The organism is Streptacidiphilus sp. ASG 303, assembly GCF_020991365.1.
Taxonomy (GTDB): Bacteria; Actinomycetota; Actinomycetes; order Streptomycetales; family Streptomycetaceae; genus Peterkaempfera.
Genome location: NZ_JAJLRA010000023.1, coordinates 25,320 through 46,909, shown reverse-complemented (window position 1 = coordinate 46,909; position 21,590 = coordinate 25,320). Strand labels below are relative to the sequence as shown.

The 21,590-nt window shown below is 78.8% G+C and carries 18 protein-coding genes; 7 read left to right on the top strand and 11 right to left on the bottom strand.

All coding sequences use genetic code 11. The features are described 5' to 3' along the window. The first annotated feature begins 184 nt into the window (after nucleotides 1-184). Complete coding sequence (locus tag LO771_RS23140; RefSeq protein WP_230745936.1) at nucleotides 185-1,213, top strand: aldo/keto reductase; 1,029 nt, start codon at nucleotides 185-187, stop codon at nucleotides 1,211-1,213. A gap of 14 nt (nucleotides 1,214-1,227) precedes the next feature. Then, nucleotides 1,228-1,815, top strand: coding sequence for a TetR family transcriptional regulator (locus LO771_RS23135; RefSeq protein WP_230745910.1), 588 nt, complete (start codon nucleotides 1,228-1,230; stop codon nucleotides 1,813-1,815). A 36-nt stretch (nucleotides 1,816-1,851) separates the two neighbouring features. On the opposite strand, the gene LO771_RS23130 is transcribed toward LO771_RS23135, so the two are convergent. Further along, complete coding sequence (locus LO771_RS23130) at nucleotides 1,852-4,182, bottom strand: SpoIIE family protein phosphatase (protein ID WP_230745907.1); 2,331 nt, start codon at nucleotides 4,180-4,182, stop codon at nucleotides 1,852-1,854. A 777-nt stretch (nucleotides 4,183-4,959) separates the two neighbouring features. Further along, on the bottom strand, nucleotides 4,960-5,985 hold the full coding sequence (locus tag LO771_RS23125; RefSeq protein ID WP_230745905.1) for a sensor histidine kinase: 1,026 nt from the start codon (nucleotides 5,983-5,985) through the stop codon (nucleotides 4,960-4,962). Between the two features lie 280 nt (nucleotides 5,986-6,265). Between LO771_RS23125 and LO771_RS23120 the strand changes: the two genes are divergently transcribed. Together LO771_RS23120 and LO771_RS23115 are read left to right on the top strand one after the other, a co-directional pair. Next, nucleotides 6,266-6,478 (top strand): EF-hand domain-containing protein, encoded by a 213-nt coding sequence (locus LO771_RS23120; protein WP_230745903.1) that lies wholly within the window; start codon nucleotides 6,266-6,268, stop codon nucleotides 6,476-6,478. A gap of 457 nt (nucleotides 6,479-6,935) precedes the next feature. Beyond that, nucleotides 6,936-7,076: a hypothetical protein gene (locus LO771_RS23115; protein ID WP_230745885.1), complete on the top strand. Its 141-nt coding sequence runs from the start codon at nucleotides 6,936-6,938 to the stop codon at nucleotides 7,074-7,076. Nucleotides 7,077-7,137: 61 nt separating this feature from the next. Here the strand turns inward: LO771_RS23115 and LO771_RS23110 are convergent, their stop codons facing one another. From LO771_RS23110 to LO771_RS23090, 5 genes are all read right to left on the bottom strand, one after another. Further along, nucleotides 7,138-8,964 carry a long-chain fatty acid--CoA ligase gene (locus tag LO771_RS23110; protein WP_230745875.1) on the bottom strand — a complete coding sequence of 609 codons (1,827 nt, stop codon included), beginning with the start codon at nucleotides 8,962-8,964 and terminating at the stop codon, nucleotides 7,138-7,140. A 207-nt stretch (nucleotides 8,965-9,171) separates the two neighbouring features. Continuing rightward, entirely contained in the window at nucleotides 9,172-10,047 is an 876-nt protein-coding gene (locus LO771_RS23105) for an NAD(P)-dependent oxidoreductase (protein WP_230745874.1), read from the bottom strand. 220 nt (nucleotides 10,048-10,267) lie between these two features. Next, the gene (locus LO771_RS23100) at nucleotides 10,268-11,521 is read right to left on the bottom strand and encodes a cellulose binding domain-containing protein (protein WP_230745865.1); all 1,254 of its coding nucleotides are present in this window, start codon (nucleotides 11,519-11,521) and stop codon (nucleotides 10,268-10,270) included. A gap of 172 nt (nucleotides 11,522-11,693) precedes the next feature. After that, a complete protein-coding gene (locus tag LO771_RS31435; protein ID WP_308188982.1) occupies nucleotides 11,694-11,963 on the bottom strand; it encodes a cellulose binding domain-containing protein in 270 nt (89 codons plus the stop codon). 385 nt (nucleotides 11,964-12,348) lie between these two features. Then, on the bottom strand, nucleotides 12,349-12,921 hold the full coding sequence (locus LO771_RS23090; RefSeq protein ID WP_230745861.1) for a GNAT family N-acetyltransferase: 573 nt from the start codon (nucleotides 12,919-12,921) through the stop codon (nucleotides 12,349-12,351). Between the two features lie 80 nt (nucleotides 12,922-13,001). On the opposite strand from LO771_RS23090, the gene LO771_RS23085 reads away from it, so the two are divergent. Further along, entirely contained in the window at nucleotides 13,002-13,460 is a 459-nt protein-coding gene (locus LO771_RS23085) for a MarR family winged helix-turn-helix transcriptional regulator (protein WP_230745859.1), read from the top strand. A gap of 167 nt (nucleotides 13,461-13,627) precedes the next feature. Further along, nucleotides 13,628-14,098, top strand: a complete 471-nt coding sequence (locus LO771_RS23080) for a PPOX class F420-dependent oxidoreductase (RefSeq protein ID WP_230745856.1) — start codon at nucleotides 13,628-13,630, stop codon at nucleotides 14,096-14,098. On the opposite strand, the gene LO771_RS23075 is transcribed toward LO771_RS23080, so the two are convergent. Both LO771_RS23075 and LO771_RS23070 read right to left on the bottom strand, forming a co-directional pair. Beyond that, nucleotides 14,031-15,488 (bottom strand): acyltransferase family protein, encoded by a 1,458-nt coding sequence (locus LO771_RS23075; protein WP_230745854.1) that lies wholly within the window; start codon nucleotides 15,486-15,488, stop codon nucleotides 14,031-14,033. The two genes, LO771_RS23080 and LO771_RS23075, sit on opposite strands and share 68 nt — an antisense overlap. A 150-nt stretch (nucleotides 15,489-15,638) precedes the next feature. Next, nucleotides 15,639-16,565 (bottom strand): hypothetical protein, encoded by a 927-nt coding sequence (locus tag LO771_RS23070; protein WP_230745852.1) that lies wholly within the window; start codon nucleotides 16,563-16,565, stop codon nucleotides 15,639-15,641. A 256-nt stretch (nucleotides 16,566-16,821) separates the two neighbouring features. Between LO771_RS23070 and LO771_RS23065 the strand changes: the two genes are divergently transcribed. Then, on the top strand, nucleotides 16,822-19,296 hold the full coding sequence (locus LO771_RS23065) for a SpoIIE family protein phosphatase (RefSeq protein ID WP_230745850.1): 2,475 nt from the start codon (nucleotides 16,822-16,824) through the stop codon (nucleotides 19,294-19,296). A gap of 35 nt (nucleotides 19,297-19,331) precedes the next feature. Here LO771_RS23065 and LO771_RS23060 read toward each other — a convergent pair whose 3' ends face one another. Both LO771_RS23060 and LO771_RS23055 read right to left on the bottom strand, forming a co-directional pair. Further along, nucleotides 19,332-20,549 carry a beta-propeller fold lactonase family protein gene (locus tag LO771_RS23060; protein WP_230745847.1) on the bottom strand — a complete coding sequence of 406 codons (1,218 nt, stop codon included), beginning with the start codon at nucleotides 20,547-20,549 and terminating at the stop codon, nucleotides 19,332-19,334. Next, complete coding sequence (locus LO771_RS23055) at nucleotides 20,546-21,337, bottom strand: polysaccharide deacetylase family protein (RefSeq protein WP_230746093.1); 792 nt, start codon at nucleotides 21,335-21,337, stop codon at nucleotides 20,546-20,548. The genes LO771_RS23060 and LO771_RS23055 overlap by 4 nt, the downstream gene beginning before the upstream one ends. Nucleotides 21,338-21,590 lie beyond the last annotated feature (253 nt).

Here is a 21,590-nt window from a genome sequence, read left to right as displayed (position 1 = left end):
CGCCGCCGCACCGGCCGGAGGACCGGCACGGGTGCCCCGGCTGCCGCGAGCACCGGGGCGGCGGCGGAGGGGGCGCCGGGGGGGCGGGGACGGCGCCGGACGCATGCATGAATGACAGATGTTGAAATCTGTCATTCGTGATGCCATGCTGGTCCCACCACCGACCCCAGGGAGTACCCCCGTGATGACCACCCGCACCCTCGGCACCGCCGGACCCGCCGTCTCCGCCCTCGGACTCGGCTGCATGGGCATGTCCGCGCTCTACGGGCCCGCCGACGAGACCGAGTCGATCGCCACCGTCCACGCCGCCCTCGACGCCGGGGTCACCCTGCTCGACACCGGCGACTTCTACGGCATGGGCCACAACGAGATGCTCATCCGCGAGGCGCTGCGCGGCCGCGACCGCGACCGGGTCGTGCTGAGCGTGAAGTTCGGCGCTCAGCGCGGCCCGGACGGCGGCTGGCTGGGCGTGGACTGCCGCCCCGCCGCCGTGAAGACCGCCCTCGCCTACACCCTGCAGCGCCTGGGCACCGACCACGTCGACGTGTACCGCCCGGCCCGGCTCGACCCGGCCGTCCCGGTCGAGGAGACCGTCGGCGCGATCGCCGAGCTGGTCCAGGCCGGGTACGTCCGCCACGTCGGCCTCTCCGAGGTGGGCGCCGAGACCCTGCGCCGCGCCCACGCCGTGCACCCGGTCGCCGACCTGCAGATCGAGTACTCGCTGCTCTCCCGCGGCATCGAGGCGGAGATCCTGCCCGCGGCCCGGGAGCTGGGCGTCGGGATCACCGCGTACGGGGTGCTCTCCCGGGGCCTGCTGAGCGGCCGCTGGAGCAAGGACCGGGAGGCCGCCCCCGGCGACTTCCGCTCCCACAGCCCCCGCTTCGCGGGCGACAACCTCGCCCACAACCTGGCGCTGGTCGAGGCGCTGCGCACGGTCGCCGAGGGGCGCGGGGCCACCGTGGCGCAGGCCGCGGTCGCGTGGGTGCTCTCCCGCGGCGAGGACGTCGTGCCGCTGGTCGGCGCCCGCCGCCGGGACCGGCTGGCGGAGGCGCTGGGCGCGCTGGACCTGCGGCTGACCGCCGAGGACCTCGCCCGCATCGAGGAGGCGGTGCCCGCCGGGTCCGCCGCGGGCGACCGGTACGCTGCGGACCAGATGGCGATGCTGGACAGCGAGTCCGGCGGGACCGCCGCCCCCCGCGACCGCGAGCACTGAGGACGACCCGCCCCGTGACGGAGAGCGCACTGACCCCCGAGCAGATCCTGCGGGCGACCGAGGACGTCCTGCGCCGGTACGGCCCCGCCAAGGCCACCGTCGTCGACGTCGCGCGGGCGCTCGGGGTCAGCCACGGCAGCGTCTACCGTCACTTCGCCAGCAAGGCGGCGCTGCGCGAGGCCGTCACCGAGCGGTGGCTGGACCGGGCGCACCGGGAGCTGGCGGGCATCACCGCCGAGGACGGCCCGGCCGCCGACCGGCTGCACCGCTGGCTGCTGGCGCTCTTCACCGCCAAGCGGCGCAAGGCGCTGGACGACCCGGAGCTGTTCGCCACCTACACGGCACTGATCGGGCAGACCGCGAGCACGGTGGTCGAACGGCACCTGGAGACCCTGGTCGGACAGCTCGCGGCGATCGTCGCGGACGGCGTCGCGCAGGGCGTGTTCGCCGCCTGCGACGTCCGCGCCGCGGCGCGGGCGGTCTTCCAGGCCACCGCCCGCTTCCACGACCCCTGCCACGCGGCGGAGTGGACGGACCCGCGGACGGACGCCGACCTGGAGGCCGTCTGGGCGCTGCTCCTGAACGGTCTGGCGGCCCGCTGACCCGCGCGGGCCTCCCCGGCGGGGCCGGGAGCCCCGTCAATGCGGGCGCACCCCGATCAGGCAGGTGTCGTCGTCGGTGTCGGCGTTGCTGTGGGTCAGCAGCCGGTCGAGGTACCGCTCCAGGTCGTCGTCGGCGTCGCCCGCGGTCCGCAGCAGCCGGGCGATCGACTCCTGCACCGAGCAGTCCCGCCGCTCGATGAGGCCGTCGGTGTAGATCAGCAGGGTGTCGCCGCGTTCCAGCACCAGGCTGCTCTCCTCGTACGACGCGTCCGAGAGCCCGCCGAGCAGGACGCCGCCGGGCAGCGGCAGCGCCTCGGCCGTACCGCCCCGGACCAGCACCGGCGGCAGGTGGCCGGCGCGCGCCCAGCGCAGGGTGCGGGTCGCCGGGTCGTAGAGGCCGCAGACGGCGGTCGCGGTGACGTGCTCGGTGAGGTGGTGGGCGACCGTGTTGAGCCAGCCGAGCAGCCGGCCGGGCCCGGCGCCGGTGGCGGCGAGTCCGCGCAGGGCGTTGCGGAGCACCACCATGCCGGTGGCGGCGGCGATGCCGTGGCCGGCCACGTCGCCGACGGCGAGCATCACCCGCCCGTCGGGCAGCACCGCGGCGTCGTACCAGTCGCCGCCGACCCGGTGGCCCTTCTCGGCGGGCCGGTAGCGGGCGGCGGCCAGCAGGCGGGCCGCGTCGACCGGCGGCGCGGTGGGCGGCATGATCGCCTGCTGCAGGTCGAGGGCGAGGCGGTGGCGGTCGGCGGAGCGCTGCTCGGAGTCGGCGAGCCGGTCGCGGGTGGCGGCGAGGGCCACCTCCGTCCAGTGCTGGGTGGAGACGTCCTGGTAGGCGCCGCGGACGGCGGTGGGGCGGCCGTCGTCGCCCCGGACCGGCTCGGCGACCACCCGCACGTGCCGCACCGGGCCGTCGGCGCGGACCAGCCGGAAGGTGGCGGAGCCCTCCGCGCCGCGGTGCAGCACGGTGCGCAGGAAGCGGCCGACGGCGAGGGCGTCGTCGGGGTGGGCGTGGGCGGCGAGCCGGGCCAGGGGCACCGGGGGGTCGTCGGGCGCCAGTCCGTACAGGGAGCGGAGCTGGCTGTTCCAGGTCACCGTGCCGGCGGTGAGGTCCTCCTCGAAGCCGCCGATCCGGCCGAGCCGCTGCGCGTGCTGGAGCAGGTGGGCGAGCCGGGCCTCCTCGGTGGGGGTGCGCCAGGTGAGCAGGACGGCGTCGTCGAGGCGGCTCATCCCGATGGCGGACTCCACGGTGTCCGAGCCGTCCGGCGTGCGCACGCGGAACCGGACGCCGTCGACGCGGTGCGGCTCCCCGGTGGCGAGGGTGCGGACCGCCCGGTGGAAGATCCCGCCCTCGGCGGCGGCCAGCGGGTACGCCTCCAGCAGGCCGCGGCCGACGAGGCTGCCCGGGGGGCGGCCCGCCGGGTCCCGGTAGTGCTCGTTGAGCGCCTCGATGCGGAAGTCGGCGACCCGGCCGTCGGCCCGGCGGACCGGGCGGAGCAGGACCGCCGGGTCCAGCAGGCCGTCGAGCAGGTCCTGGCGGCGGTCGGGCCCGGCGGCGGGCCCGTCCTGGTCCCCGACGGCGTCCAGGGTGTGCCCGCAGATGTCCGCCAGGGCCTCCAGCTGGCGCTGCAGGCCGGGGTGGAGCGGGGGGCGCGCGTCGGGCCAGGCGACCTCCAGCACGCCCAGCGGGCCGCCGCCGGGGCCTGCGGGCAGGACCGCGCGGGCGCCGGAGGTGGCCGCGGCGGTGCGGCCGACGGTGGCGGCGCCGGGGTCGGCGGCGCGGACGCGCAGCTCCGGGACCCACAGGGTGCGGCGCTCGGCGAGGGCCCGCTGGGCGAGGGTGCCCACGCCGGGCGGGACGTGGCGCCAGCGGGCCGCCTCGGCCGCGCCGAACCCGGCCTGTCCGGCGAGCGCGAGGGTCCCGTCCGGCGAGGCGGCCCACACGGCGACGGCGGTGGCGCCGAGCGGCGCCGCGACCTGCTCCAGCAGGGCGCGGGCGGCGGCACCGGCGTCGCCGGCGGCCAGGGCGGCGCACTCGGCGGCCCGCAGCCGCACCGCGGGCGAGTCGGCCGGCCCCGGTACGGGGGTCGTCCCGGCGGCGCCGTCCGCGGCCGGGTCGGCGGCGCGCGCGGCGGCACGGTCCTGCGCGGAGGCCCGGGCGACGGCGTCGCCGGCGGCCCGGCCGACGACGTCGGCGGCCAGCTCCGGCAGCGGCAGCCGTGCGTCGGCCGCGAGCCGGCGCAGGTGGCGGGCGGCCTCGGCCGGGCTGCACCGCAGGCGCTCGACGAGAACCCCCTTGGCCAGTTCGACCAGCGCCGCGGCGCCCGACTCGGCGCGGAGGCGGTCGACGGTCCGGGCGAGCAGGTCCACGCCGGGGTGCGGCGCGTCCGCCTCCGGCGCTGCCGCGTCCGGGGTCCGCGGGCCCGGGGTCCGCGTGTCCGGGGTCCGCGTGTCCGGCCGCCCGGTGTCCGGGGTCCGCGCGTCCGGCTGCCCGTCGGGTGTCCGCGCGGCGGGTGTCCGGCCGTCGGGAGGGTGCTCGCCCGGCGTCGGCCCGTCGGCCGCGGACTCCCCGGCCGGGCCTCCCCCGGCCGGCCGCGGCCCGGGGACCGGGACCCGGCCGGTCAGCGGTCCTGCCACCGCTGCACGCACCGCACGCGTCCGCGGGTGCCCACCGGACCGGCGAGCGGGCCGGCGGCCGCCGCGGCGAGACCCCTCCCCCGGCGACCCGCCGCGGCCTCCGCGGCGGCGGCCGGCGGCCCGGCGGGGCCGGACGTGCCGCGGGCGGCGGCCTCGGCACTGCCGTCCCTGCCGGGTGCCGTCACCACGTCCACGAGGGCGGGGCCGGCGTCCGGAGGGCAGCACCGCGCCCCCGTCCCGGCCGGGCTGCCGCCGGCGTGCGGGACGGGCATGCCGCGGAGCTCCCGCACGGCCGTTCCGGAAGCATCGTCCATCTCCGCCCTCACTGTGCCCCGCCGGGCCCGGCCGCTCCGGGACGGGCCTTCGCACGGTCCGCGGGGGTCTCCGCGGCACCCTCCCGAGATGATGCCACGTCCGACCGAAATCCTTGCCCCAAGTCAACGGTCTTCCCCCGGACGGGGTGGTCGGAACCGGCGTCCCGGACGGCGCGGCTGCATCCCGGACAGCGCGTCAGGGCGCGCCGGGACCCACGTCCACGTGGAGGCGGAGCGTCAGGCCGCGGTCGTCGGACCGCACCTCGACCAGGTCGCACAGCTGGTGGATCATCCACAGGCCGCGGCCGCCGTCCGCCGTCGCCACCCCCGGCCGGCGCCGGCCGGCCAGCAGGTCGGCCAGCCGGCCCGCGTCGCGGACCTCCGCCACCACGGAGCCCGCCTGCGGCCACACCCGCAGGACGCCGCGGCCGCCGCCGTGCACGACCGAGTTGCCCGCGGCCTCACCGACGGCGAGGACGAGGTCGCCGCGCCGCTGCCGGTCCAGTCCGGTCGCCGCCAGTCGCTCGTCGAGCCAGCGGCGGACCTCGGCGAGGCCCCCGGACGCGTAGGACAGCTCCTCGGCGGCGGCCGGCTCGGCCAGCACGGTGTCGCAGTCGGCGCAGACCTCGGCCGGGTCGGCGAACTCCGCCGAGGGGGCCGGGAGCCCGTCGCGGATGACCTCCGGGTGCGTGCGCAGGGCGTCCTCGATGACGTACGGCTCCAGCCCGTCCGTGTCGTACGGGCACAGGACGCTGACCGGGCGGTCCCGGAAGGCCAGGTTGATGAGCGCCTCGTGGCGGGTGGCCTCGCGCACCTCGGCCGGGGAGCGGGACGCCCAGATCGGCTCGCCGACCATCCGGGTGCGGCCCGCGCCGCCGGCGTCGGCGAACTCGCGCAGCGCCGCCAGGATGCGGCCCGGGTTGCGGCCCAGCTCGGCCATGTCCGCGAAGGAGACCCCGGCCGCGCAGTCGCCCAGCCGCTCGCGCAGCGGACCCAGGCGCGGCCCGGGGACGGCGACCAGCACCGGCTCACCGGCCTCCAGCCCCTCGCGGACGAAACCGCCGACGCCCGCCAGGAAGTCCTCCTGGTCCCGGTAGAACAGCGCGGGATGGGCGAACCCCGTCCGCTCCGGCGCCGCGTCGACCTGCACGGCGGCGGCCCGCCCCCCGGCCGGCGGCCCCGTGGACACCGGTCCGGCGTCCGGCTGCGTGCCCTCGATCACGGCTCCCGCACCTCCAGCGCCCGCGGCGCCTCCTTCTCGCTTCCCTGCACCCCCGTCGGAGCGGGCCGGACGCGTGCGTCCGGCCGCGGCCCCGGTCCACCGTACCGGGGACCGGGCGCGGGCCGGGCAGGGGCCGGGTCCGCGGCCCTCCCGTCCGCCTCCCGGTCCGGCCGTCCGCGCGCCCGCGGGCGGCGCGGCACGGACACCCGCTACTGGCCCGACCTGCCGTGCTGCTACCGTGCCCGCTGCCAAAGACACCCGAATGAGGAGGGGCACCCACATGGCGGACATCGAGGCGGCCAGGGCGGCGTTCGAGCGGTACGACGCCAACGGCGACGGCCAGATCTCGGCTGCCGAGTACAAGAGCACCATGGCGGCGCTCGGCGACCCCTACGTGACGGAGGAGGTCGCCAAGAGCGTGATCAAGGCGGCCGACACCGACGGCGACGGCCTGATCTCGTGGGACGAGTTCTGGGCCACCCAGCAGGGCTGACCGGCCCGGCGCGGCAGGGCGCGGACCCGCTCCACGGCGGGGGCCGCGCCCTGCCGGCTTTCCCGGGGGCTGACGGCTCTCCCGGGGGCTGACGGCAGCCCGGGCGGACGGGGTCCGCGGTGTGCGGGGACCGCGAGGGCGCGGGGTTCGCGGGCGGGGCCCCGGGCCCAGTGAGCGGCACGGCGGGATGGCCGGAACGCACGGGAGCGCCGACCGGCCCGCGGCGGCGATGGCGTGCATCGCGGGCGCGAGCCGCTGACGGCGCTCCGGCTCTGGTGCGGGCGGGAGACGGGGGGACCCCCGCCCGCATCCGGAGCCTGACACAGTCGGCGGCGGTTGACAATACGACCGGGTACGGGAAGTTCCGGCCGCCCTACCGGCCGGTACGGACACCCGTTCGGACGCACCTGGGCCGCCGGCGGGCGTTCCCCGGCGCCGCCCGGGCATGGATCCCTGCATGGCACTCATTGAGGCACCCACCGAGGCACCCACCGAGACGCTCGCCGGACCCGGCGCGACCGGTCCGGAGACCCCGCCGACCGGCCCCGAGGACGACGACGGCTGGAGCTGGACGACGGCGGTGCCCCAGACCGAGTGAGCCGGGTGGGGCCGGGCGGGCCGGGCCGGGAGCGGCGGCCCGCACGGGCGGGGCGGCGGTCTCAGGAGGTGTAGAGCTCCTCGATGTCCGCCGCGAACGCCTTGACGATCGCCCGCCGCCGCAGCTTGAGCGACGGCGTCAGCAGCCCCTGCCCGATGCTGAACTCGAACGGCAGGATGCGGAAGGCCCGGATCGACTCGGAGCGGGACACCGCGGTGTTGGCCGTCACGACCACCCGCTGGATCTCCTCCTGCAGGTCCTGGTCGGCGACCGCACCCCAGTTCGCCGCCGGCTGCTTCTGGTGCACCCGCTGCCAGTGGAGCAGGGCGTCCGGGTCCAGGGTGATCAGCGCCCCCACGTAGGGGCGGTTGTCCCCCACCACCAGGCACTGCGAGATCAGCGGGTGGGAGCGCACCCGCTCCTCCAGCACGGCCGGGGCGACGGACTTGCCGCTGCTGGTGATGATCACGTCCTTCTTGCGGCCGGTGATCGTCAGGTATCCCTCGTCGTCGAGGGAGCCGAGGTCGCCGGTGGCGAACCAGCCGTCCCGGAGCACCTCGGCGGTGCCCTCAGGGTCGTTGAGGTAGCCGGCGAAGACGACGCCGCCGCGCACCCAGATCTCCCCGTCGGGCGCGATGTGGATGGTGCAGCCGGGCAGCGGCCTGCCGACCGTGCCGAACTTGTGCCTGTCCCGCGGCTGGCCGGTGACCGCGCCCGTGGTCTCGGTGAGCCCGTAGCCGTCGTAGACGGTGATCCCGGCGCCGGCGAGGGCGAGGGCCAGCCGGCGGCTGAGCGGCGAGCCGCCGGACACGGCGTGGCGCACCCGGCCGCCGAGGACCGCGCGCAGCCGGCTGTAGACGAGGCGGTCGTAGACCCGGTGCCGGAAGCGCAGCGCGGGGCCGGGGCCGGGCCCCTCCCCCGTGGCGAGCGCCTGCCGCGCCTCGGCGTAGCGCACCGCGACGTCCATGGCCTTGTCGAAGAGCCCGTCCCGCCCGGCCTCGGCCGCCACCAGCCGCGCCCGGGAGACGATCCTCTCGAAGACGTAGGGGACCGCGAAGAGGAAGGTGGGCCGGAAGGAGGCCAGGGCCGGGAGCAGTTCGGCCGCCGCCGTCTCCGCCTGGTGGCCGAGCCGGACGCCGGCGCGCATGCAGTACACCTGGACCATCAGCCCGTACACGTGCGCCAGCGGCAGGAACGCCAGGAGGGCGGGCTGCTCCCCGGGTTCGGCGATCAGGTCGCCCCAGCCGGCGCGGAGGGTGTCGCACTCCACGGCGAAGTTGGCATGGGTGATCACGCACCCCTTGGGCCGGCCGGTGGTGCCCGAGGTGTAGGTGATGGCCGCGGGCGAGTGCGGCTCGACCGCGGCGCGGTGGCTGTGCACGGTCTCGTCCGGCACCTGGCGTCCCAGGCGGGAGAGCTGGCGGACGCAGCCGCCGTCGAACTGCCAGATGCGCTGCAGGGTCGGCAGGCCGGCGCAGGCGGTGCCGACGGTCATGGCGTCGTCCTCGTTCTCCACGACGCACGCCACCGCCTGGGAGTCGGCGAGGATCCAGCTGACCTGCTCGGAGGAGGAGGTCGGGTAGATCGGCACCACCTGGGCGCCCATGGACCACAGGGCGTAGCTGAACAGGGTCCACTCGTAGCGGGTGCGGGCCATGATGCCCACCCGGTCGCCGAAGCGGACGCCGCTCGCGAGCAGGCCCTTGGCCAGGGCCATCACCTCGTCGCGGAAGGCGCCCGCGGTCACCTCCGTCCAGGTGGAGGCGCCCGGGGCGCGCCGCGCCAGCTGGACCATGTCCGGGTCCCGCACCGCCACGTCGTAGACCGTGTCGGCCAGCCCTCCGGACCGCGGAGCCTCCACCAGTGGCGGAACGCCGAAGTCGCGCACCGTACCACCCTCCCCTCACCCGTTGCACCGCCCTCCGACCGGCGGTGGCAGGGCAAGCTACCGGACCCCGGGGGCGCTGCCTAGACCGTGCAGCAGCACGTGCACGCTGCTGACATGACGTCTCGTCAGCGGCGATGCGGCGGGTGCCCCCGGGGTCCGGCAGCGGGCGGGCCGACGGCGCCCGCCGCCGGGGAGGAGGCGGCGCCGTCAGCCCGCGAAGGAGGCGAAGTAGGAGGCGGCCATGTCCTCGTCGGCGTGACCCTGGGCGGCGGCGCGCCGGAAGCGCTCCGCGCCCGCCGCGGCGACGTCCATCGCCACCCCCGCCTGCCGGCCCGCCTCGACGATGAGCCGGGCGTCCTTCTCCGCGGTGGCGACCGTGAAGTTCGGGCTGTAGTCGCCGGACAGCACGGCGGCGGCCTTGGCCCGCAGGTACCCCATGTCGAGCGGGCCGCCCGCGACGGCGTCGAGGAAGGCCTGCGGGTCCACGCCGAGCGCGTGGGCGAGGGCGAGCGCCTCCGCGGTGCCGTGGGTGACCGCCAGCACCCAGCTGTTGCAGACCAGCTTCAGGCGGGTGGCGGCACCGGACGCGCCGTCCTCGCCGACCCAGGCGGTGCGGCTGCCGACCGCCTCGAGGACGGGCGCGAGGACCGGCCGGGCCTCGGCGGGCCCGGCGGCGAGCACGAGCAGCTGCCCGCTCTCGGCGGGCTGCCGGGTGCCGAGGACGGGCGCGTCGACGTACAGCAGGCCGTGGTCGGCGGCGAAGGCCGCCAGGACCGGCTGGGCCTCCAGCCCCGCCGTGGAGCACTGCGCCCAGACGGCGCCCGGGCGCAGGGCGGGCGCCGCCTGGCCCATGGCCTGCAGGACGGCCGGGCCGTCGTGGAGCATGGTGAGCACCACGTCGGCCCCGTGCACCGCCTCGGCGGGGGTGTCGGCGACCCGGGCGCCGTCGGCGGCGAGCGGCTGCGCCTTGGCGCGGGTGCGGTTCCACACCCGCACGTCGAGCCCGGCGCGCGCCAGGTTGCGGGCCATCGCCGCGCCCATGATGCCGGTGCCGAGGACTGCTACGGAGGTTGTGTCGGCCACAGGTGCTTCCCTCAGTCGGTGGTCGTCCGTTTCCGGGGGCCATCCTGCGCGCCCGGCGCGCCGATGTCACCGACCGCCCCGCCGCCGCGCCCCGCGCCCCCGGGACCGGGGCGGCCGACCCGGGGCCGGTCGGGGCCGGTCGGGGCCGGTCGAGGCCGGTCAGGGATCACGGGAGGCCGCCGGGAGACCGCCGGGAGACCGCCGGGAGACCGCCGGGAGGTCAGCAGCCCAGGGGCTGGGGGCCGACCGCCACGTCGTCGAACCAGAGGGTGTCGTCGCCGCCGCCGTAGCTCTCCCAGCCGAGGCGGAAGGTCACGGGCCGGGGCGGCACGCCACGGCGCAGCCACCCGCCGCCGGCGCCCGGGGCGGACGTGCCGTCCACGCGCAGTCCGGGGACCTCGGCGTCGTCCACCCAGGTGCGGGCGGTCTGCCGGAGGGTGTCGATCGCGAAGCGCAGGCAGACCCAGCGGCCGGTGGGCAGCGGGCGGGACGGGGCGGTACCGGCCCGGCCCTGCTCGGGCAGGGTGGCGTCGTCGGACTCGCGGCTCCACTGCAGGGCGCCGTTCCGGCCGCCGATCCGCAGGTCCCGGCCGCCGGCGGACGCGTCGGACAGGGTGATCGCGGTGACCCGGGAGACGGGCAGCGCGGTGGTGTGCCGGACCCACAGCCGCGCGTGGAGGACCGGGCCCACCGCCGAGACGTCGCGGGTGGTGCCCGCGAAGACGTGGTTGCAGTACCCCGCGCGGCCGTCGACGCGCAGGGAGCGGGTGCCCCCGTGGGCGGTCGAGGCGTCGATCGAGACGGTGCCGGAGCCCTGGCAGTCGGGGGTGACGACCTGCCAGTCGCCGCCGGGGACGGGGCCGGACTGGTCCTCGAAGCCGGAGCACACGACGGCGGTTCCGCACCCGGGCTCGGGGACCGGGGTGGCCGGGTCGCCGGCGGGGGTGGGCGGGCGCACGGCGGTGGCGCCGCCGGTGCCGCTGGGCGCGGGGGCCGGGTCGGCGGCGCCGCTGCAGCGCACGCCGTCGAGGGCGAAGCCGGCGGGCGGGGGGCCCGCGGTGGACCAGGTGCCCTGGAGGCCGAAGCCGGCGCTGCCGCCGGCGGGCAGGGAGGCGTTGCGGGCGGGGGCTGTGGCGGTGACGGTCCTGCCCGACTGGACGACGGAGGCGTTCCAGGCGTTGGTGACGCGCTCCCCGGCGCCGTGGGTCCAGGTCAGCCTCCAGCCGTCGAGGGCGGGGCCGAGGTTGGCGACCCTGACCTGCGCGGTGTAGCCGCCGGACCACCGGTCGACGGTGTAGGCGACCGTGCAGCCGGAGGCGGCGGCACGGGCCGGGGACGGCAGCAGGGCCGCGGCGGCGAGGAGGCCGGCGGCGGCCGCCGCCAGGACGGCGTGGCGGACGGTGCGGCGGGCGGTGTTGCGGGCGCCGTCCGGGGGGTGCGGGGCGAGGCGGGGGGCGGTGGGGCGCGGGCTCATGGGGCTGTCCTCCGGGGCCCTGGGCGGGGCCCGGTGGGGTGGGGCGGCGGGCGCCGGACGGGTGGTGCCGGGGGCGGGTACGGGAGTACGGGGGCGCGAGGGCACAGGGTGCGGGAGTGCGGCGGGGATGGTGCGGCGGGGCGCCGGGTGCGGCCGGCGCCCCGCCCGCCGGTCAGGCGCAGGGCACGCCGTTCAGGGTGAAGGAGCCGGGTGCGGTGCCGCCGCCCGAGAAGGACGCCCGGAAGCCGGGGCCCGCCGTGGCGCCGGGGGCGATCCGGCCGTTCCAGCCCGCGCCCTTCGCGGTGACGTCCGTGCCGGACTGGCTCACGACGGCGTTCCGGGCGTCGGTGGTCGCGGCGGGGGCGGCTGCGGCGGGGGTCCCGGCGGCGGCAGCGGCGAGCGGCAGGGCTCCGGGGAGCGGGGCGGCCGCGCGGCGGCGCACGGGAGGCCGGGCAGGGGTGACGGGAGGCACGGGCGGGGGCCTTTCGTCCGGCGGAGGGCATGCGAGAGGTGGGAGCGCTCCCAGGATGCGGGCCGTCGGCACCGCCGACGGCTCGGGAGGCGCAGGCCCGGGGGCGGGCCCCGCACCCGTTTCGCGCACGTGGATGGGGTGGTCGTGTGGAAGACATGAAGCCATCGGTGTCGCGGCCGCGTCAAGGCATCGGGGGTGTTTCCGCCCCGAGGGGCACGCCCGCTTCCGCGGCGGGTACGGGAGCGCTCCCACCCACGGCGGACCGCAGGGTGCTCCACCCCCGCACCCGCCCCGCGCGGGGCCCGGCTCGGCGCCGGTCCGGACCAGGACCGGCCCGGATCAGGGCCGGTCCGGATCAGGGCCGGTCCGGTACGCCGGTGAGCTCGTAGGCGTGCATGCCGTCGACGTCGGCGGTCCGGGTGAAGCCCGCCCGGTCCATGACCCGCTGCGAGGGCCGGTTGGCCCGGGCCGCGGTGGCCGTGACGCGGTGGACGCCGGGCTGGTCCAGCGCCCATGCGCCCAGGGCGCGCAGCGCCTCGGTGGCGTAGCCCCGGCCGCGGGCCCCCGGGGCGAGGTCGAAGCCGATCTCGGCGCCGCCGTCGGCGGGCGGGCCGTGGAAGCCGATGCCGCCGACCGAGACGCCGTCGTGGCGGCGGGTGATCCGGTAGAGGGCCCAGCGGGGGGCGTGGCAGCCCGCCTCGGCGGCGAGGGTGAGCAGGCCGGCGGCCTCACGGGTGCCCGCGCCCGGGGTGCCGCCCAGCCACTCGCGGCCGCAGGTGCGCCCGGCGACCAGTTCGGCGGCCTCGGCGGGGAGCACCTCGTGCAGTACCAGCCGCTCGGTGGCGAGGGCGTGCGGGGCCGCCGGCGGGGGCGGGCCGGACGGGGCGTCCGGACCGGGCGCGGCGGCCGGGGCGGGGAGCGGATCCATGGCGTCCAGTATGGGGGCTGCCGAAAATATCCTTGAGTGCTCAATTGTTGTGACATGCTTGAGCACTCAAGGAGGTAGTGATGAACGAGTACCTGGACGCCTGCCTGCGGCTCGCCCGGGCGCAGGCGCTGCTGGTCAAGCGGTTCGACCACCAGCTCGGCCGGCTGCACGGCCTGAGCTTCGCCGACTTCCAACTGCTGCAGCAGCTGGGCGGCGCCCCCGGCGGCCGGATGCGTCGGGTGGACCTCGCCGCGGCGCTCGGCCTGACCGCCTCCGGCGTCACCCGCTCGCTGGGCCCACTGGAGCGGATCGGCCTCGTCGAGCGCGAGCCGGACCCGCGCGACGCCCGCGTGGCGTACGCGGCGCTGACCGACGCCGGACGCGAGCGCCTGCAGCACGCGGAGAAGGCCGCCGGCCAGCTGGCCGCCTCCGTCCTCACCGGCGGCGAGTGGACGGAGGGCGACGTGCCGGCGCTCGCCGGCTACCTGACCCGGCTCGGCGGCACCGGCCTGCCGGAGCGTCCGGCCGCACAGGACTGACGAACGGGACCGGCGGGCCGGACCGACGGACGGGACCGGCGGGCCGCGCCGGGCCGACGGGCCGTCATCAGGGGTCGTGCCCGGGCGACGCCCGGGACGACGGCAGCCGTGCCCGCCGGGGCCCTCCGCCCCGGCGGGCGCAGCGCGTCCGGGGGTAGCGTGCCGGTATGGCACCGAGATTCGCCACCGCGCGACGCACCGACCTCGACGGACTCCTCGACTTCCTCCGCCCCCGGCACCGGGCGCTGCTGATCACCACGCGCGCCGACGGCCGCCCGCAGACCTCCCCGGTCTCCTGCGGCGTCGACGGCGAGGGGCGGATCGTGGTCTCCACCTACCCGCAGCGGGCCAAGGCCCGCAACGCGCGCCGCGACCCCCGGGTCTCGGTCTGCGTCATCTCCGACGACTGGGACGGCCCCTACGTCCAGGTGGACGGGACGGCCGAGGTGCTGGACCTGCCCGAGGCGCTGGACCCCCTGGTCGACTACTACCGGTCCATCGCGGGCGAGCACCCGGACTGGGACGAGTACCGGGAGGCCATGCAGCGGCAGGGCAAGTGCCTGATCCGGGTCACGCCCGAGCGGTGGGGCCCGGTCGCCACCGGCGGCTTCCCGCCGCCCGCCGACGGACCGGCCTGACACCGGGCGGCTCCCCCTCCGGCCCGCCCGGGGCGGGCGGTTGCGCGTCGGGGGCCCGGGGCGGGCCCGGCGGGCGGCCGCCCGCCGGTACGGCCCCCGGCACGCGGCGTCCGGACCGGCGCCGCGGCGGCGCCCTGCCGGAGAGGAGCACCGCGGCGAAGCCGCAGGCGTACGCGGCCAGCACCGGCACGGGCGGCCGCCCGCCCGGGGCGAACCCCGCGACGGCGAACCGCGCGAGGGCCGGCACGACGGCCCCGAGGCCGCACAGCAGCAGCACGGACGCCCGCCCGCCGGCCGCCCCGTCCCCCGCCGGCAGGCGGCCGAGCGGCCGCTGCACCCGCAGGACGGCGGCGGTGAGCGGCACCAGCAGGGCGGCCAGGAGCGCCACCCACGCCGCCCGCAGCGCCCACCACCGGGCCGAGCCGACGCCCGGCTGGGGCACGGCACCGGTGGGGTAGAGCGCGACGGCGACGACGACCACCGGCACCATGTGCCACAGGTAGACCGTCATCACCGCCCGGTCGAGGCGGGAGACCCGCCGCCGCACGGAGGGCCGGGCGAGCAGCCGGGACAGCGCCGGCTCGGCCGTGAGGAGCAGCCCGGTCTGCGCCGCGGCGAACGCCAGCAGCGCGACCGACGGCGGGGCGGTGTTGCCGGTTCTCGCGCCCGCGCCGACCATGTCGACCGGGAACGGCCCCCACGCCAGCAGCCCGGCCAGGGCCGCGGCGCCGCCGGCGGCCAGGAGCGCGCAGCGCCGGCGGGGGTGGGTCAGCGTGCCGTCCTGCCAGGCGAACCCCCACTGGTGCATCGACCCCCAGACCAGCAGATAGTTCGCGAAGCCGACCAGCGGCAGGCGCGGGCCCAGCACGGCGGCGTCGACCGCGACGGCCCCGGCGGCCGCCGCGGCGGGCACGGCGGCCCCCCACCGCCGGTGCGCGGCGTGCAGGAGCGGGGTCAGCACGACCAGCAGCAGGTAGACGGGGAGGAACCACAGGTGCAGGGCGGTGGACCAGCCCGCCCGGGCCAGGGCGGCCGGGTCCGCACCGGCGGCCGCGGCGCAGGCGGCGGCGGCCGAGGCCGTCGCGACGTAGAGCGTCGTCGGCCACAGCAGCCGCACGGCACGGCCGCGGACCCAGGACGCCCAGCCCTCCCCCCGGCCGCGGTGGGCGGTCCAGGAGGCGGCGTGGGCGTACCCGCCGACGACGAAGAGCACCGGCACGGTCTGGAGCACCAGCGTCGCCCAGGCGCCCCACGGGACGTACGGGAGGGCGCTGCGTCCGGACAGCCGCCCGCCGCTCCAGGTGACGTCGGTCAGCAGCCAGTGGCCCAGCACCACCGCGCCCACCGCGCCGATGCGCAGCAGGTCGGCGTACCGGTTCCGTCCGGCCATCGCTCCTCCCGCGGGGCGGCGCGGGAGCGCGGGGACGGTGCCTCTCCGGCCGGGGCCGCCCGCTGCCCGTGCGCCCCTCCCCCATCCTCTGCCGCTCCCGGCCCGCCGGCGAGGAGACGGGCGGCGCGCGGCGGGGCGGGGCGCCGGGCGTCAGCCCGGGTGGTGGCCCAGGTGGGCGGTGGAGCCCTCGACGACGCCGCCGAGGCGCAGCCGCAGCGCGGCCAGCAGCTGCGGGTCGCCGCCCACCATCCAGCGGGGGCCCGCCAGGTACAGGCCGTAGCTCTCCGCCTCGGTCCTCCACGCCTGCTGGCCCTCGGCGGTGGTGAAGGTGACCAGGACGATCCGCCAGCCCGCCGCCGTGCACACCCCCTGGCGGAAGTCCGCGTTGGCGGTGGCCGGGTGGAGGGTGCAGCCGGAGCGGGCGGCCAGTTCCACCAGGTCCGCGGGGGCGGCGGAGGCCGCGGGCACGGGCGCCTCCCGTGCCGCCGCGGGACCGGCCGCCCGCCCGCCGCCGGCGGCGAAGGCCGCCACGGCGAGGGCGGCCGACAGGGCGGAGGCGGCCAGCAGCCGGACCTGGAGGCGCCGCGGCCGCGCCGGGCCGGCGTCCTCCTCGGCGGGGGCCGGGGCGGCGGCCGGCCCCGCCGGTGCCGTCGCGGTGCGGGGGGCCGGGGGCACGGGGGTCGGGGCCGGGGCAGGGGCGGGGGGCACGGGGGTCGGGGCCGGGGCCTCCTCCGCGCGCCTCCCGGACCCGGGGGGCTCCTCGGCGGGGGCGGGCGTCGCCGCGGCCGCCTCCCCGGCCGTGCGGGCGGCGGGGTCCGTGGCCGCCCCCGCGGCTCCGTCCCCGGCGGCGGGCACCCGTTCGGGGCCCTCCCCGGGCACGCCGGGCTCCTCGGGGCCCGGCCCGGGGACGGGGGCCCCGTCGGCGGACCGCGGCAGGGCGGACGGCCCCGCGGCGGGAGCGTCCGCGGCGGACGCCTCCCCGGAGGGGTCCGGCGGCGCGGCGGGCCCGGCGGACGGCCCCGCCGGGGTGCCGCCCGGCGCGGGGACGCGCCCGGCGGTCGCCCGGATGACGGTCATGGACCCTCCTCGCGTGCTCGGGGACCGTTCACAGAGGTGTACGCGCCGCCGGCGCATCCGGTTCACCCGCACGGCAGGGCGGGCCGGGGGCGGGGCGCCGTCCGGCCCGCCCCGCCGCGTCACGCCGCGGCCCGCCGCGCGGGGCGGTGCGGGACGCCGCCTGGGCGCCTGCCGGAGCGGCCGCCCCGCAGGTGCGGGCGCCGCGGATGCCGCCCATCCGGCTGCGTCGGGGCCCCGGAGGCGGTGTAATGACCCCGTGGCCGGCGAGGGAGCGCAGAGACGGGGGGCGGAGGCGCTGCGCGCCGGTCTCGCCGCCCGGCTGCTGGACGCCGGGGAGGGGTCCGCGGTGCCGCTGCGGGACCTGGCCGAGCAGTTGCTGGTGTCCACCGGCGCCACGCTGGCGGCGGTGTACGCGGCGCGGGGCGACGGCGGCCTGGTCCTGCTGGAGGAGGCCGGGGTGCCGCGCTCCCTGTACGGGGTGGAGGGCGAGTACCCGCTGTCCGGCCGGTCGCCGCTGGCCGTGGCGCTGTGCTCGGGGCGGGCGCTGTGGCTGACCCCGGCGGAGACGGGGGGCCCGGGGTTCGAGGCGGCGCCGTCGGGCGGGGTGTCGCTGGCCGTGGTCCCGCTGGGCGGGGGCGGCGGGGCCGACGGGCGGGCGGGCGGCTGCCTGCTGGTGGCGGACGAGCGCGAGGACGGCTTCGCTGTCGGGTACCGGCGGGTGGTGGAGGGCTTCGCGGAGCGGATGGCGGCCGACCCGGGCCTCCTCCCGGCCGGCCGCCCGGGCCGGGAGGGCCGCGGCGGGCCGGGCGTCGGCGCGTTCCGGCTGGCGCTGCCCACGGGCCGGCTGGACGCGGACGCCCGGGTGCTGGAGCTGTTCGGCCTGACGCCGGAGGAGTTCGACGGCCGGGTGGAGACGCTGCTGGCGCTGACCGTGCCGGAGGACCTGCCGGGCCTGATGGCCGTCCTGGACCCCGGCGACGGCGCGGTCGGGCGCGACCTGGAGTTCCGCATCCGCCGCCGGAGCGGCGAGCTGAGCTGGCTGCGGATGCGCAGCCGGCTCGCCCCCGGCGGGGAGGGCCGGCCCACACAGCTCCTGGGCACCGTCGCCGAGGCGTCCCACCTGCGCCCCGGCGTGGACGACATCGCGCTGGTGCAGCGGCTGGCGGCCACCCTGGCGACGGCCGTGACGGTGCGGGAGGTCGGCCGGGCGGTGGTCGCCGCGCTGCGGCACCCGCTGGGGGCGTCCCGGGTGGCGCTCGCCGAGGTGGAGGCGGACCGCCTGGTGGTCACCATCCTCGACCCGCCGGAGCCGGAGGCGTGGCCGGGCGTGTGGCGCACCGAGTGGCGCACGGAGTGGCCGGACGCGCCGGCGCGGGCGCTGCCCACCCTGGAGGCCGCGCTGCGGGAGGGGCGCGCCTCGTACTGGCCCGAGGGGGCGCCGCTGGAGGAGTCGCTGGCCGGGATCGGCCCGGGCGGCCTGGCGATGCTGCCGCTGCCGGCGGAGGGCCGTGTGGTGGGCGCCTGCCTGGTGGGGTGGGACGCGCCGCACGACTTCGGGGCCGACGAGCGGGCGCTGCTGACGGCCGCCGCCGCGCTGGCCGGCCAGGCCCTGGCGCGCGCCCGGGTGCTGGACGCGGAGCACGAGCTGGTCGGCACGCTCCAGCGGAGCCTGCTGCCGCGCCGGCTGCCGCAGGTGGAGGGCGGCACCGCGGTCGCCCGCTACCTGCCGGGGACGGCGGGCCTGGAGGTGGGCGGCGACTGGTACGACGTGATCCCGCTGACCGAGGGCCGGGTGGCGCTGGTGATCGGCGACGTGCAGGGGCACAACGCGGGCGCGGCGACGCTGATGGGCCAGATGCGGACCGCGGTCCGGGCCTACGCCGTGGAGGGCCACCCGGCGGACGTCGTGGTCTCGCACGCCAACCGGCTGCTGGTGGGCATGGGGACCGACCTCTTCGCCACCTGCTGCTACGTGGTGGTCGACATGGAGGACGGCACCGGCTGGTGCGCGCGGGCGGGGCACATCCCGCCGGTGCTGCGCGCGCCGTCGGGCACGACGCGGGTGGTCGCGGCCGAGGGCGGGCCGCCGCTGGGGGTGGACGGCGACGCCCACTACCCCGTCACGCCGCTGGAGCTGTCCCCGGGGACGGTGCTGGTGCTCACCACGGACGGCCTGGTGGAGTCGCGCAGCCTCACCCTGGACGACGGGCTGGCGCACCTGCGCCGGGCGCTGTCCGACGTCGACGCGGAGGACCTGGAGCAGGTGGCGGACGCCCTGCTGGGCGGGTCGGTGCGGCGCGACGACGACGTGGCGCTGCTGGTCCTGCGGTACGACGGCATGGGGACGCTGCCGCAGCGCGCCGGGTGGGCGGTGTGGCGGCTGCCGGAGGCGGTCTCGCACGCCCGCCGCTTCACCGCGCGCACGCTGGCCGCGTGGGGGCTGGGCGGGGAGCGGGACGCGGCGCTGCTCGTCGTGTCCGAGCTGGTCACCAACGCGCTGGTGCACACCCGGGGGCCGGTGCGGCTGGACCTCGGCTACGCCGGGGACCGGCTGCGGATCGCGGTGACGGACTCCTCGCCGCGCTCGCCCGTGAAGCCCGCCGGGATCGGCTGGGAGGCCACGGGGGGCCGGGGCGTGCTGCTGGTCGAGGCCGTGTCGGACCGCTTCGGCTCGCTGCCGATGGGCGGCGGCAAGCAGGTGTGGAGCGAGATCGCGGTGCGGCGGCGCTGAGGAGGGCGCCGCCGCACCGTTTCCCTGACGCAGCGTCAGCGGAAGACGCCGGTGTGGCCCAGCGAGTAGCGCCCGGGCTGCGGGTACACGGCCAGGCCGTGCGGACCGCCGCCCACCTTGATCCGGGCGAGCAGGCGGCCGCTGGCGGTGTCGATGGCGTACACCTCGGCGTTGTACCGGCCCGAGAGCCACAGCACCCGCCCGTCGGCGGAGACGCCGCCCATGTCGGGGCTGCCGCCGCCGGGAAGCCGCCACACCCTCTCGACCCTCCCGGTGGCGAAGGAGAGGACCGAGACGGACCCCTCGCCGCGGTTGGTGACGTACAGGTGGCGCGAGTCGCGGCTGACGTACAGCCCGTGGGCGCCGCGGCCGGTGTGCAGCAGGCGCGGGCGGGTGAAGGCGGCGCCGTCGAGCACCCAGACGCCGTTCGCCGTCATGTCGGCGACGTACCAGGTGCGGCCGTCGGGCGAGATCTTGACGTCCTGCGGCATGGCACCCCGCATCGGCAGCCGCTGCCGCGCGAGGATCCGCATCCCGGCGGTGTCGACCTTGAGCAGGTCGCCGGAGAACTCGCAGGAGACGATGAACCACCGGCCGTCGGGCGAGAAGTCCGCGTGGTTGACCCCGGCGCACGGCACGGGCACGGACTTGACGACCCGCATGGTGTGCGCGTCGCGGAAGACCAGGGCGTGGTCGGCGGAGGCCATGACCACGGCGTGCCGGCCGTCGGGCGTGAAGTAGAGGTTGTAGGGGTCGTGGACCGCGACCGGGCGGCCGGCGCGGCCGGTGGCCGGGTCGATCGGGGTGAGGCTGTTGCCCCGGTCGTTGTTGACCCACAGCGTCCTCAGGTCCCAGGAGGGGACGACGTGCTGGGGCTGGTGCCCGACCTTGAGGGTGGCGGTGACCCGGTAGGTGGCCGGGTCGATGACGCTCACCGTGTCGGAGAGCGTGTTGGGCACGTAGACGCGGGACGGGAAGCCCTTCACGACGGGCGACAGCATGCCGGGGCGGTCGGCCGCGTACAGGTCGTGCGCGTCCAGGGGCGCGGGCATGCCGGGGAGCAGGGCGGGGTCGGCGGCCGGGTGCGCCGCGGCCGAGGCGGCGGGGTCGGCCGGGCTGCGTCCGGCGTCGGCGGCGGGGCCGCCGCCCCCGGCGGAGCAGGCGGGCACGGCGGCGGCGCAGAGCAGGAGCGCGGCGGCGGCCCGCAGGCGGCCCCGGGAGGGGCGTGCGGAAGGGGCGTGGCGTGGGCTCATGGGGTCAGCATCTCCGTGGTGGTGACGGCCCGCAGGCCGCGTCGGTGCAGGCCGTCGAGGACGGCGGGCAGGGCGGCGACGGTGCCGGGGTGGCCCAGGTGGAGGCTCACCACCGAGCCGCCGCGGACGGCGGACAGCACGGCGTGCGCCACCGCCTCGGGCCCGGGGTCGGTGTGGTCGAGGGGGTCGAGGTCGTAGGAGAGGCAGTGCGCGTACCCAGCGCGGCGGGCCTGGCGGAGCACCAGGGGGGTCGCGTGCCGGGCCCGGGAGGGGCGGAACCACCGGCCGGGGCTGCCGGTCAGCCGCCGCAGCCGGTCGGCGCAGGCGGCGATCTCGGCGTGGACGGCGTCGGCGCCCATGGCGGAGACGTCCGCGTGGTGCTGGGTGTGGTTGCCGAGTTCGTGGCCGCCGTCCAGGACGCGGTGCGCCATCCGGGGGTACGCGTCCAGCCAGGTGCCCACGGCGAGGACGGTGACCCGGGCGCCGGCCCGCTCGGCCTCGGCGAGCAGGGCTCCGGCGAGGGCCGGGTCGCCCTGGCCGTGGAAGGTGAGGGCCACCAGGAGCCGGTCGCGCGGGCCGTGGACGATCTCGGGCGGCAGTCCGGGGGGCAGCGGGGCGGGGGCGGGCGGCGTCCCGGGGCGGACCGGGGCGCGGGCCGGGGTCGCGGGGCCGCCGTCCGGCCGCAGGACGGGGGCGGCGGGCTCCGGCGGGGCGGCCTCCCCGGCGCAGGCGTCGAGGGCCGCGGCCAGGCCGCCGGAGGCCGCGGCGGCGACGGCGCCGCGGACCAGGCGGCGGCGGGTGAGGCCGGGCGGGGTGGCGGGGCGGGGCGGACCGGGCGGGTCCGGCCGGCCCGAGGGGGCGGGGCGGACCGAGGGGTCGGCCGGCTCCGGCCGCGCGGGTTCAGCGGCCACGGCGGACCCCCGGTATGCGGGCCCGGGCCGTGCGGACCTCCCGTGTGCGGAGCCGGGCGCGCCTCCGCCGGCGGCGCGCACGGGGCGCGGAGCAGCAGGCGCAGAGCCTTCCTGGCACGCGGCACCTCCT

What these genes read in the sequence shown, in the direction of transcription:
- LO771_RS23115 (WP_230745885.1), top strand. Translation starts at nt 6,936, where the DNA reads ATGGCACTCATTGAGGCACCCACCGAGGCACCCACCGAGACGCTCGCC.
- LO771_RS23140 (WP_230745936.1), top strand. Translation starts at nt 185, where the DNA reads ATGACCACCCGCACCCTCGGCACCGCCGGACCCGCCGTCTCCGCCCTC.
- LO771_RS23100 (WP_230745865.1), bottom strand. Translation starts at nt 11,521, where the DNA reads ATGAGCCCGCGCCCCACCGCCCCCCGCCTCGCCCCGCACCCCCCGGAC.
- LO771_RS23070 (WP_230745852.1), bottom strand. Translation starts at nt 16,565, where the DNA reads ATGACCGTCATCCGGGCGACCGCCGGGCGCGTCCCCGCGCCGGGCGGC.
- LO771_RS23085 (WP_230745859.1), top strand. Translation starts at nt 13,002, where the DNA reads ATGAACGAGTACCTGGACGCCTGCCTGCGGCTCGCCCGGGCGCAGGCG.
- LO771_RS23075 (WP_230745854.1), bottom strand. Translation starts at nt 15,488, where the DNA reads ATGGCCGGACGGAACCGGTACGCCGACCTGCTGCGCATCGGCGCGGTG.
- LO771_RS23080 (WP_230745856.1), top strand. Translation starts at nt 13,628, where the DNA reads ATGGCACCGAGATTCGCCACCGCGCGACGCACCGACCTCGACGGACTC.
- LO771_RS23090 (WP_230745861.1), bottom strand. Translation starts at nt 12,921, where the DNA reads ATGGATCCGCTCCCCGCCCCGGCCGCCGCGCCCGGTCCGGACGCCCCG.
- LO771_RS23120 (WP_230745903.1), top strand. Translation starts at nt 6,266, where the DNA reads ATGGCGGACATCGAGGCGGCCAGGGCGGCGTTCGAGCGGTACGACGCC.
- LO771_RS23060 (WP_230745847.1), bottom strand. Translation starts at nt 20,549, where the DNA reads ATGAGCCCACGCCACGCCCCTTCCGCACGCCCCTCCCGGGGCCGCCTG.